Annotated in this window: 11 protein-coding genes; 5 read left to right on the top strand and 6 right to left on the bottom strand. The window is 61.5% G+C overall.

All coding sequences use genetic code 11. From position 1 onward, the window contains the following. Positions 1-12 precede the first annotated feature (12 nt). From PSCI_RS18935 to ku, 3 genes are all read right to left on the bottom strand, one after another. Complete coding sequence (locus tag PSCI_RS18935; protein ID WP_084710023.1) at positions 13-981, bottom strand: aldo/keto reductase; 969 nt, start codon at positions 979-981, stop codon at positions 13-15. A gap of 101 nt (positions 982-1,082) precedes the next feature. After that, positions 1,083-3,581: a DNA ligase D gene (gene ligD / locus PSCI_RS18930; protein ID WP_045490010.1), complete on the bottom strand. Its 2,499-nt coding sequence runs from the start codon at positions 3,579-3,581 to the stop codon at positions 1,083-1,085. 19 nt (positions 3,582-3,600) lie between these two features. After that, entirely contained in the window at positions 3,601-4,500 is a 900-nt protein-coding gene (ku, locus tag PSCI_RS18925) for a non-homologous end joining protein Ku (protein WP_045490009.1), read from the bottom strand. Positions 4,501-4,793: 293 nt separating this feature from the next. On the opposite strand from ku, the gene ssuD reads away from it, so the two are divergent. Continuing rightward, positions 4,794-5,936: an FMNH2-dependent alkanesulfonate monooxygenase gene (gene ssuD / locus PSCI_RS18920; RefSeq protein ID WP_045490008.1), complete on the top strand. Its 1,143-nt coding sequence runs from the start codon at positions 4,794-4,796 to the stop codon at positions 5,934-5,936. Positions 5,937-5,938: 2 nt separating this feature from the next. Next, the gene (locus tag PSCI_RS18915) at positions 5,939-7,030 is read left to right on the top strand and encodes a sigma-54 interaction domain-containing protein (protein WP_045490007.1); all 1,092 of its coding nucleotides are present in this window, start codon (positions 5,939-5,941) and stop codon (positions 7,028-7,030) included. A gap of 2 nt (positions 7,031-7,032) precedes the next feature. Here PSCI_RS18915 and PSCI_RS18910 read toward each other — a convergent pair whose 3' ends face one another. Continuing rightward, the gene (locus PSCI_RS18910) at positions 7,033-7,350 is read right to left on the bottom strand and encodes an antibiotic biosynthesis monooxygenase (RefSeq protein ID WP_045490006.1); all 318 of its coding nucleotides are present in this window, start codon (positions 7,348-7,350) and stop codon (positions 7,033-7,035) included. A gap of 87 nt (positions 7,351-7,437) precedes the next feature. Between PSCI_RS18910 and soxR the strand changes: the two genes are divergently transcribed. Continuing rightward, a complete protein-coding gene (soxR, locus tag PSCI_RS18905; RefSeq protein WP_045490005.1) occupies positions 7,438-7,896 on the top strand; it encodes a redox-sensitive transcriptional activator SoxR in 459 nt (152 codons plus the stop codon). A gap of 152 nt (positions 7,897-8,048) precedes the next feature. Here soxR and PSCI_RS18900 read toward each other — a convergent pair whose 3' ends face one another. Then, positions 8,049-9,455: an FAD/NAD(P)-binding protein gene (locus tag PSCI_RS18900; protein ID WP_045490004.1), complete on the bottom strand. Its 1,407-nt coding sequence runs from the start codon at positions 9,453-9,455 to the stop codon at positions 8,049-8,051. Positions 9,456-9,482: 27 nt separating this feature from the next. Continuing rightward, positions 9,483-10,052, bottom strand: coding sequence for a helix-turn-helix domain-containing protein (locus tag PSCI_RS18895; protein WP_045490003.1), 570 nt, complete (start codon positions 10,050-10,052; stop codon positions 9,483-9,485). A 101-nt stretch (positions 10,053-10,153) separates the two neighbouring features. On the opposite strand from PSCI_RS18895, the gene PSCI_RS18890 reads away from it, so the two are divergent. Further along, positions 10,154-11,071: a DMT family transporter gene (locus tag PSCI_RS18890; protein ID WP_045490002.1), complete on the top strand. Its 918-nt coding sequence runs from the start codon at positions 10,154-10,156 to the stop codon at positions 11,069-11,071. Between the two features lie 391 nt (positions 11,072-11,462). After that, positions 11,463-11,921, top strand: coding sequence for a hypothetical protein (locus PSCI_RS29160; RefSeq protein WP_144403280.1), 459 nt, complete (start codon positions 11,463-11,465; stop codon positions 11,919-11,921). Positions 11,922-11,951 lie beyond the last annotated feature (30 nt).

Raw genomic sequence — 11,951 nt, 5'->3', positions numbered from 1 at the left:
CGCCAGGGCCCCTTAGATCAGGGCGATCAACTGCTGGCGCTGGGCATCGGTCAGGGTCGGGCCGAAACCTGCACCGGCGTTATCGGCCATGTATTTCGGGTTGCCGGTGCCGGGGATCACACAGGTGACCGCCGGGTGGGCGAGCAGGAACTTGAGCGCCAGTTGTGCCCAACTGCTGGCCTCCACCTGCGCCGCCCAGCCGGGCAGCGGCTTATCCTTGAGCCGCGACAACAGCCCGCCACCGCCAAACGGCCGGTTGCAGATCACCGCCACCCCACGCTCCCGGCACAGCGGCAACAGCCGGGCTTCGGCCGCGCGATCATCCAATGCATAGTTGATCTGGAGGAAATCCAGCTGTTCAGTCTTGAGCACCGCCTCGACCTGATCGTAGGCCGACGAGGTGTAGTGGCTGATGCCGACATAGCGAATCCGCCCCTGCGCTTTCCAGTCACGCAGCACCGGCAAATGGGTCTGCCAGTCGACCAGATTGTGAATCTGCATCAGGTCGATGCGCTCGGTCTGCAACAGACGCAATGATTCCTCCATCTGTGCAATGCCCTCCTTGCGGCCGCGGGTCCATACCTTGGTGGCCAGAAAAGCCGGCGAGCGCGGCTCGTGGATAGACAGCAGTTCGCCAGTGGTCTGCTCGGCCCGACCATACATGGGCGAGCTGTCGATCACGGTGCCACCGGCGGCGAACAGCGCATCGAGTACGCTACGCAATTGTTTATAGGCCGGGCTTGACGTGGCGACGTCGAAGCCGCGATAGGTACCCACGCCGATCACCGGCAAAGGCTCGTTGCTTGAAGGGATTGCACGAGTCTGCATGGTGCGGTCTCCTGGAAGCTTGGCGGAAAAATCGGTGACAGGCTGCATGACCGGCTGCTGAGCACCGCTGGCCGAATCAAGGCTCAGGGCTGCGGCAGTGCCAGCGGCCAGCGCCAGCAGACGGCGACGGGTCAGGCATGAGGATGGCGTCATGCGGATTCTCCTTGTATGTGACGCACCCGCGCTGAACGCTCAGCGCCGGGCAAGCAAAACCATAAGCCTAGACCCGCACGCGGCAACCGCGAATCGTAAGCTCAATCATCAATACCCAACTGTCGCCACATCGCCTGAGTAATGCGCTGGCGATTGTGATAGCCCGCCCATGGATCTTCGTCCAGATCGCGCAAGTGCTCCGCCAGGTTGCCGACGTGCCATTGCCGGGCCGAGCTCAGGGTCGCCAGTTCATCGCGACCGACAGGCACTGACACGGGCAGGCCAGGTCGGGCGCGCACTGACCAGGCCGACACCGTAGTGCCGCCGCGGGTATTGCGCAGATAGTCAATAAAGATCCGCCCGACCCGGTTCTGTGGGCCGGCCGTAGCGCTGAAGCGTTCGGGCAACTGGCGACTCATGAATTCGGCGACCGCCTTGCCAAAGCGCTTCACCTGATCCCAACCGGTGTGCCGGGCCAGCGGCACAATGAGGTGCATGCCCTTGCCGCCGCTGGTTTTCAGAAAGGCCTGCAGGCCCAGCTCATCGAGCACCGCCAGGAGCATCTGGGTGGCCTCGATCATGCTGCACCACGGCAGCGCCGGATCGGGATCGAGATCGAAGATCAGCCGGTCCGGAGTTTCAATCCGGTCACTGGTAGCGCCCCAGGTATGCAACTCGACTCCCCCCATCTGCACCACACCGGCCAGCGCTGCCCGGTTATCGATCTGCAGCAGCGGCGCATGACCGGGGTCCAGAGACGCGTCAAGTTGAGTGATATTCGGGATGCTCAAGCGCTGGGCATGTTTCTGGAAAAATTGCTCGCCCTCGATGCCTTGCGGGCAACGCAGCAACGCGACCGGACGTTTGCTCAGCTCAGCCAGCAGCCGGTCGGCAATGGCCAGATAGAACTGCGCCAGAACGGCCTTGCTGACGCCGCTTTGCGGATCAATGACCCGTTCAGGGTGACTGATCGCGACGCCGGCGACGCAGGCTTTAGTGGCCTGCTCTGAGGAGTCCGGCTGCGCCTCATCCACCAACGGCAGAGCTGCTCGGCGGGCGACCTCACGCAGCACCTGCGCCGCCGGCTTATCGGTACGCAAGCCGATGAACGAGGCCTGACGCAAAAGCGCATCTCGGGTCCATTCGGCAAACTGCACCTCGGCGACCAGCTGCGGTTCAACCCAGTGCACATCGCGGCTCAACTCACGACTGAGCGGCTTGCATAACGGCGAGCTGTCACGCTGCAATGCATCAAGCTGTTGCTTGAGCTGGCGCAGCGTCTTGCCGTCAAAGCCGCTGCCGACCCGCCCGGCGTACACCAATCCTGCCGCCCTGGCATCATTGACCGCCAGCAACAACGCGCCGAAACCACTACGGCTACCCTCGGGCGGTGTGTAGCCGACGATCACAAACTCCTGAGCCAGACGGCATTTGAGCTTGATCCAGTCAGCACTGCGCTTGCCCTGGTAGAGACTGCCAGCACGTTTGCCAATGACCCCTTCCAGGCCCATGGCCCTTGCACTCTCGACAATGTCGTGATGACTGGCGGCAAAGCCTGCGGAGAATCTGATCAATTTGCTGCGCTGACCTTCAAGCACTTGGGCCAGAGCCTCACGCCGCGCTTGCAGCGGCTGCTTGCGCAGGTCATCGCCATTGAGCCAGGGCGCATCAAACAGGTAGTAAACGATCTGTGCATCGCTGTGCTCATCAAATGCCCGTTGCAACGCCTGAAAATCCGGCAAGCCGTCACGATCGAGAACCACCACCTCGCCGTCGAGCCAGCTGTCTTCAAGCCCCAGCCTGGCCAGCGCCTTGGCAAGCCTTTGCATCCGTGCTGTCCAGTCATTGCCGGTACGACTCAGCAGGCGCACTTCACCGGCGTGGATGCAGGTCAGGATGCGATAGCCGTCGTACTTGATCTCATACAGCCAGTCGCCGGGCGGCGGTCGGTCGATCAGGGTGGCCAGTTGCGGGCTCAACGTGTGTACAAAGGCTGTGTTTTTTTTCGGCTGCTCAGGCCTGGCCGGCCGGGTTCGGCTGAGGGTGGCGTCACTCAAGACACTGTCGGGGCGCTCGACGGTGATATCAAATTCATCGACCGGCCGCGCCGCATCGTCGCTGCGCTTGATCAGCAGCCATTGCTTGCGATTCCCGCTGCCCTTGAGCCGGGTGCGCACTAACGCCCACTCGCCATTGAGTTTTTCCCCGATCAGGGTGAATTCCAGCTTGCCAGCTTCATACCCCTTGCGCGGATCACCGTGCGGCTGCCAGATACCGCGATCCCAGACAATGACCTCACCGGCACCATACTGCCCTTCGGGAATACGCCCTTCAAAGCTGGCGTACGCCAGCGGGTGGTCTTCGACCTGCACTGCCAGGCGCTTGTGTGCCGGGTCCAGGCTCGGGCCTTTGGGTACCGCCCAGCTTTTCAGAGTACCGTCCAGTTCAAGACGCAAGTCGTAGTGCAAGTGACTGGCGTCGTGCTTCTGGATCGCAAAGCTAAGCGCCTCTCCAGCGGCCTTGCGCTTGCTGCGGGTGCCGGTCTCTGGCGGTTCGCGGGTGATATCGAAACGGCGCTTGCGGGTGTACTCGCTGACCATCTGGCGACTCCTTCAATCACTACCCGGCGCGGCGGCGTTTGCCAGGGCTTGCCGGTTTGGCCTCACCGGACTTGGCGGCAGGCTTGGCCGAAGTCCTGGCTGACGCCTTGGTCTTGCGCGGGCTGCTCTGGCCGGCCAAGCTCTGGCGCAGCAACTCGGTGAGGTCAATCACGTCCGCCTGTTTGCGCTCAGGATCCGGGCTTTGCCCACCCACGGCTTCCAATTTGCCGCGCTTGGCCTTGGTCTTGACCAACGCCATGATCTTGTCCTGAAAAGTGTCGCGGTAGTCCTCGGGCCGCCAGTCGACACTCATGTCCTTGACCAGCTTTTTCGCCATATCCCGCTCGCCTTTACTCAGTTTGACGTCCGTCACCGCCTCGCTCAGTTGCAGCGTCTCATCCATATCACGCACCTGCTCCGGCCAACGCAGCAATACCAGCACCAGCGCCGAAGCCAACGGCATCAATGCCGCCAAATGCTCGCGGGTGTGCAGCACCACATTGGCCAAGGCCACCTTGTTGCTGGTATGCAGGGTCTCACGCAGCAAGGCGTAGACCTTTTCACCACGTTGCACCGGCGCCAGGTAATAAGGCGTATCAATGTGCTGCAAGGGAATCTGCTGGCTGTCGACAAAGCCAAAGATGTCGATGGTCTGGGTCGCCTCGGGATGGGCGGCGCGAATTTCCTCCTCGCTGAGCACCACGTAGCGGTCTTTCTGATACTCCACGCCCTTGACAATGTTTTCTGCGCTGACCTCTTTACCGGTCACCTTGTTGACCCGTTTGTAGCCCACCGGGTCCATGCTGCGCTTGTCGAGCCAGTCGAAATCCACGCCCTCGCTGCTGGTGGCTGACACCAGTGCCACCGGGATATGCACCAGACCGAAGCTGATCGCGCCCTTCCAGATTGCCCTTGCCATTGTCCTGTTCCCCACGCGTTGGTTCAGAGGTGACTGCCCGGCGAACAGCAAAGTTTCACCTGTGAGACCAACGCCCCAACTGGCTGTTGCTCCAGCAACAGTGCCCGGTTCAGTCAGTAGCCAGAAAACATTCAAAACGCCATATATTCCATATAGAGATAAAAATATGATTCCAAGATATTTTGAGGAATAAAAATACATCCGTATAAAGACTGGGTGATCCCTGCTCTGTTGACCCACTGTCTGCCAGCCAACAGTACCCATTGGTCGACCCCAGCCTCTGAAGGACTGCTATGAACGTTTTCTGGTTTCTCCCCACCCATGGCGACGGCCACTATCTGGGCACCACCAAAGGCGCGCGCCCGGTGACGCTCAACTACCTCAAGCAAGTCGCGCAGGCGGCTGACGATCTGGGCTACTACGGGGTGCTGATTCCTACCGGCCGTTCTTGCGAAGACTCCTGGGTAGTGGCTTCGGCACTGGCCCCCTTGACCCAACGCCTGCGTTATCTGGTGGCGATTCGTCCGGGGATCATCTCGCCGACGGTCTCGGCGCGCATGGCTGCGACTCTGGACCGGTTGTCAGGCGGCCGGCTGCTGATCAATGTGGTCACCGGTGGCGACCCGGACGAGAACCGCGGCGATGGCATTCATCTGAGCCATAGCGAACGCTATGAAGTCACCGACGAATTTCTCCAGATCTGGCGCCGGGTGTTGCAGGGTGAGGCGGTGGACTTCAAGGGCAAACATCTGCATGTGGAAAATGCCAAGGCACTGTATCCACCGCTGCAACAGCCCTACCCGCCGCTGTATTTCGGTGGTTCTTCCGACGCAGCCCATGACCTGGCAGCCGAGCAGGTCGACGTATACCTGACCTGGGGTGAACCCCCCGCTGCGGTCGCCGCCAAGCTGGCCGATGTGCGTGAGCGTGCAGCGCGCAAGGGGCGTACCGTGAAGTTCGGGATTCGTTTGCACGTGATTGTCCGGGAAACCAGCGAAGCGGCCTGGCAAGCCGCTGCCAGCCTGATCGAGCCGATCAGTGACGAAACCATCGCCGCCGCGCAAAAATCCTTCTCGCGTTTTGATTCCGAAGGCCAGCGGCGCATGGCGGCGCTGCACGATGGCCAGCGCGACAATCTGGAAATCGCCCCGAACCTGTGGGCCGGGGTTGGCCTGGTGCGCGGCGGCGCCGGCACCGCACTGGTCGGCAATCCACAAGAGGTGGCAGCACGGATCAAGGAATACGCAGACCTGGGCATCGACAGTTTCATTTTCTCCGGCTACCCGCACCTGGAAGAAGCCTACCGCTTCGCTGAACTGGTGTTCCCGCTGCTGCCCGAGCCCTACGCCAGCCTGGCCGGGCGTGGGGTGACCAATTTGACCGGGCCGTTCGGCGAGATGATCGCCAATGACCTGCCGCCACAGCAGGCGAAGTGAGCATGGCCGTGCCGCTGCGTGACCGTGCGCTGCCTGCGCCGCCGCTGGTGTTCGAAGACCCGTCCTCGCAGGCCTTGCTCGGGCATGTCCGCCAGGTCGCACCCAGTGACGCCAGTGTCTTGATCATCGGCGCCACCGGGACCGGCAAGGAACTGGTCGCCCGGCAGATCCACGCCCTCAGTAGCCGCAGTGCAGGACCCTTTGTAGCGGTCAACTGTGGGGCGCTGTCCGCGTCCTTGGTCGAGGCCGAGCTGTTCGGCCACGAAAAAGGCGCCTTCACCGGCGCCCACGCGGCCAAACCCGGCTGGTTCGAAGCGGCCAACGGCGGCACCTTGTTTCTCGACGAAATCGGCGACTTGCCAGTGGCCCTGCAGGTCAAGCTGCTGCGCGTCCTGCAAGAGCGCGAAGTGGTGCGGCTAGGCTCACGCAAGAGCCAGCCTATCGACGTGCGGGTGCTGGCGGCCACCAATGTGCAACTGGACCACGCCATCAGCGCCGGGCAGTTTCGTGAAGACCTGTTCTATCGGTTGAGCGTGGTGAGCCTGGTCCTGAAACCCTTGCGTGAGCGGCCATTGGACATTTTGCCGCTGGCCCGGCACTTCATCGAAAGCTACTGCCGACGCCTCGGTCATGCACCGGCACGGCTCGCCCGCGCAGCCGAACTCAAACTCAGGCAACACCCATGGCCAGGCAATATCCGCGAACTGGAAAACGTGATTCATCACAGCCTGCTGGTGTGTCGTAACGGCCTGCTCGAAGCCGACGACCTGCACCTCTCGCAGCGCCAGCCCGCACCGCCAGCGAACCCTTCGGCAAGCGCGGCAAACGATCTGACGACCGAGCAGTTGCTGGCTCAGGCCTTTGCCAAACTGTTCGAGGATCAGGCCGGCGCGCTGCATGAAAAGGTCGAAGATGCCCTGCTGCGTGCGGCCTACCGCTTCTGTCATCAAAACCAGGTGCATACCGCAAATCTGCTGGGCCTGACCCGCAATGTGACCCGCAGCCACCTGATTCGCCTGGGCGAACTGACCGTCAACAAACGCCGGGTCGGCCAGTATCGACAAGGCGATCGGGTATTGAACCTGTCGGTCTGAAATCAAACGCGAGGCGGCACGTGATTAAGCACCTGATAACTGCCGAAGCTCGCCGCCCGGACCCGATGCAGGCGAATCAGGCCGCTGAGGTCATACACGCTGGATTCGATCGCTGACAATGCCGCCTCACAGGCCTGCCGTGATTGCCAGAGCACCTGATGCAGCACCCGCCTGCCATCTTCGCTGGCCTGCACACTCGCCCCCATGAATCCGGGGCAACTGCTGGTGTACTGCTGATCCACGTGTGCCAGGGCAGTGACCAGCGCTGATTGCTGAGTAGCTTCGACGCTGAATTCGACGAGTTGACTGTAGCCATGCATAGGCATCTCCCTGAGCGCGATGATTGCGGGTAATGGCTGCGCAGGGTAAAACCTTGAGTTAACTTTAGGTCAAGCAGGAATTTGCCCATGAACAAGACCCCCGCCCCGGCCCAACAGCAGCTCAGTGTCGGGCAACTGGCGGCGCGCAGCGGCGTGGCGGTCACGGCGCTGCACTTTTATGAGAGCAAAGGGCTGATCAGCAGCCAGCGCAACGCCGGTAACCAGCGCCGTTATCCCCGCGAGATGCTGCGCCGTGTCGCGCTGATCAAGGTGGCCCAGCGTCTGGGCCTGCCACTGGCAAGTATCCATGCGGCTTTACAGGCACTGCCCGAGGGCCGCACGCCGACCGCTACTGACTGGCAGAAACTTTCAGAACAATGGCGCGTTGAGCTGGACGAGCGCATTCGGGGACTCACGCAATTGCGTGATCAACTCACCGGCTGCATCGGTTGCGGCTGCCTGTCGATGCAGGCCTGCCCACTGCGTAACTGGGGCGACGAACTGGGCAGCCAGGGTGCGGGGCCGCAGTTGCTGGACCAGGCATAGGTTCAATATTGTTCGGCCAGGCGCCGCAGATCCCTGTGGGCACGCGCTCGCTCGTGAACAGGCCGGTAAAGTCACCGCATCTGCTGCGAATGTACCGCCGTCTTCGCGACCAAGGTCGCTCTTACAGGGGCCTGCGGTGCCTGCCAGAGCCGTTAAGCCAACACCTCAACCAGACGCGCCGCCAACGCTTTGGCCTGACTGGCTACGTCCGGCACTGCAGTGCTTTCCCACCATAATCCGCGCAGCGGTGGGCCCATGGCGAACAGGCACGCCGAGGGTTGCCCGTCGGCACCGCGTACCGCGCCGCCCGGATCCGCGTCGATACCCAGCGCCAGCGGACCGGGGCGCACCAGGCCGCGCGCCAGCAACTGGCGCGGCAACGGCCGGTCGACCCGACGCCAATCGTATTGAATACCGCTGGAGTTGATCCAGGCATCAGCACCGATGAACTCGGCTTGTGTCGCGCCGCGACGCCGAATGCGCACCTGCAACGGCTCACCGGGCCGTGACTCGACACCCAGCAGGGTCGCAGCCAGTATGCCCAGACGCCCTTCGCCCAGCAGCCGCTCCAGCAACGCAGCTCCCTGCGGCGGCGAGCGGTGGTGATGGCTCTCCCACCAGGGCCGCACATGCCGCACGAACTGCCGGCGCTGCCGATCACTGGCCTGGCTCCACAGGCGGCCGATATGCGCCCGCACGGTATCCAGCGGGGCCTGCCAGTCAATGCCGGCGGCCATCGCCTGGCGGCACTGCTGACGCAGGCTGCGCAGCAACTGCAAGGGACTGCGGATACTGTGGTCGTGAGCGAGAAAGTCCGGCCATTGCGGCGGCTGGCGACGCACATGAGGCCATAATCCGTGGCGTGAAATCACCTGAATGGGGCCACGATGCCCGGCCTGCTGCAACGACTCCAGGGCATCGACCATGGTCAGCCCGGAACCGACGATCACCACCCGCGATTGCGCATCGAGACCGCGCATGGCCTCGATTCCCCAGGGATCCAGCGCGGCGGCACCCAGCGCCTCGCTGTGATGCTGCGGGGTGCGCGCCGCCGCGTACATACCGGTGGCCAACACCACCACCCGGCCTTGCACGGTGTCAGTGTTGTCGAGGGTCAGCGTCATGCCTTGCTCAGCCGCTTGCAGGTCAACCGCTTCGCCACGTCGGTGTTCGACAGTCGAACCATGACTGGCGCCCAGCCGCCGGGCCTGCTCCAGACGCTGCTGTACATAAGTGCCGAACAACCCGCGCGGCGGGAACAGCTCGGCCACCGGCAGCTGCTGCGCATGGGCTTGCGGCCAGCCGCCTGCAGCCAGATGCCCGGCCAGCCATTGGCTCAGATCATCCGGGTTATCCGGTTCGACGCCCATGCGTGCCGCGTTGCCGTTCAGGGTATGCCCCAGCTCGGTGGCACTGTAGGCCTCGCCACGGCCCAGTTCGGCGCGTGACTCGATAATCATGATCCGTCGCCGGCCCGGCAAGCGCAGCAACTGCATGGCCAGCAGGCTGCCACTCAGACCGCCGCCGATAATCAGCACATCGACGCTGTCAGGGCTCATTCAGATGCTCCAGGCAAAAAAACAAGGCTACAACACGACATTGCGCACAAAGCGCAGCAGTGTCGTAGCGTCGTTGCAGAATGAATGGGTCTGGTTGCTGGGGAACATGAAGAACTCACCGGCCGCGATCTGCCGAGGCTGCTCATGGCTGCCCAGCCGCAGGCTCAGTTGGCCTTCGATCACATACACCTGCTCGCTCCAGCCTTCCGGATCAGGCTCGGAATCATAGCGATCGCCTGGCTCCAGACAGAACTCCCACAACTCCACCTCACGTCGGGCCAGCGCCTTGGACAGCAGCACAGCCTTGCTGCCCGGCTGGGTGCCGGCCCACGCCAGCTCATTGATACGACTATGGTCGTGCACATCCGGTGCCTGGATCAGGTCACTGAACGCCACATCCAGTGCCTCGGCAACCCGGTCCAGGGTCGCCAGGCTGACATTGTTCTCACCGGCCTCGATGGCCACCAGCATGCGCCGGCTGACCCCGGACTTGTCGGCCAATGCGCTCTGGCTGATGCCAGCGGCATTGCGCAGTCGTCGAACATTGAGACCCACATGCTGCAACACCGGGGCACGCGGGGAAATATCTTTGTGCATCATATTGCTCACTCGAAGCGCTTGCGCATTATACTGCTCAACTTGCGGCGCATTGTGGGCCGCCCTTCCCTCACCATGCAAGGTTCCACAGCGGTAGCGCAATGAAATTACCCAACCGATTGCCCCGAGTCAGTAAAGCAGAAGCCGTCCTGATCTTTATCACCATGCTCTGGGGCGGCACGTTCCTGCTGGTGCAACACGCCATGACCGTCAGTGGGCCGATGTTCTTTGTCGGCCTGCGGTTTGCGGCAGCAGCGCTGCTGGTCGCGCTGTTCAGCCTCAAGGTGCTGCGCGACCTGACCTGGCTGGAACTGCGCGCCGGGGTGTTTATCGGCACTGCGATCATGCTCGGTTATGGCTTGCAGACTGTCGGTTTACAGACCATCCCCAGCAGCCAGTCGGCCTTCATTACCGCGCTGTACGTACCCTTTGTGCCGCTACTGCAATGGCTGGTACTCGGCCGCCGCCCCGGCCTGATGCCGAGCCTGGGCATCATGCTGGCGTTTAGCGGGTTGATGCTGTTGTCAGGCCCGCAAGGCGCAGCCCTGAATTTCAGCCCCGGTGAAATCGCCACCATCATCAGCGCCGTGGCCATTGCCGCAGAAATCATCATGATCAGCGCCTATGCCGGCCAGGTCGATGTACGCCGGGTCACCGTCGTGCAACTGGCCACGGCATCACTGCTGGCGTTTTTAATGGTGGTGCCGACCGGTGAACGTATTCCAGACTTTTCCTGGCTGCTGCTGAGCACCGCCATCGGCCTGGGGATGATGAGTGCAGTGATCCAGGTAGCCATGAACTGGGCACAGAAAAGCGTTTCGCCCACCCGCGCCACCGTTATCTATGCCGGCGAACCGGTCTGGGCCGGTATCCTCGGCCGCCTTGCCGGCGAACGCTTGCCAGGCCTGGCGTTGCTGGGCGGCGCGCTGATCGTCGCCGGGGTGATCGTCAGCGAAATGAAGAAACGCAAGGCCGAGGACGCAGAGCAGGCAGGCGACGCATTGCCCAAGGCCGACTGACGTTTTGCGCTGATTGATTCAAACCTCTCAACGGCGGCCTGCAACGGGCCGCCGCGCTTGATCCTCTTAAACATTGGCGAAACAAAGGGTTACCGGTGTTTTTACTTGGACAGTGAAAATCCCGGAAATGCCCTACAAGCCGTGTCAAAAAAGTCTGATCGCCAAACGCCGCAACCCACCCCAAGATGAAATCACTCCGCAATATTTTGTCGTATTGCATAACAACTTTAAAAATTGTGCCTCGCGCACCAGCGGCACATTAACCCCGGGACTTAGATATTTAAGAAAAACCCGGCCAATGACACGCATAACTGATAAGGCGAGAGACAACGACCTCTCACAATCTGTTTTGCCATGAAACAACAAGTCTAATAATCAGGGTAATTCCATCATGACTTTTAAAAACGCTTTTATGATCACACTGACTGCAGGCAGTATTCTTGCGAGCCACCTGACACAAGCAGGGTCACCGGTACATATCACGGTAAAAAACCTCAGTGATCAGGAGATGTACTATCAATCTACAAGCGCCATGACCCAAGCTCATGCGAGCCCGACGCCTGAACTGTTGATCAAAGGCAAAGGGTCGGATGAATTCAGAGTAACGAATCCAGCCCTTCCCGATGTAACTACTGCGTCGCTGCGTTACACCATAGGCAATAAAACCTGCGAATTCAGAACTTCATATATCAGGACTATCGCACCTGGCGGCCTGTTCAGCGGCAAGCTGAACACTGCCCCAAAGTGGGACAAGAAGGCCATCAGTAGCGGCAATGCCACCTGTACGGTCACGGTAACTTCGACTAATTTCTCTGACCATTCATGGAGTGTCGTATTTACTATGAAATAAACAATTAATAGACGCATCTACAGTCCGCGC

This window comes from Pseudomonas sp. StFLB209, from assembly GCF_000829415.1.
GTDB lineage: Bacteria > Pseudomonadota > Gammaproteobacteria > Pseudomonadales > Pseudomonadaceae > Aquipseudomonas.
The sequence above is the reverse complement of the archived record's forward strand: the minus strand, read 5'-3'. Positions and strand labels throughout refer to the sequence as shown.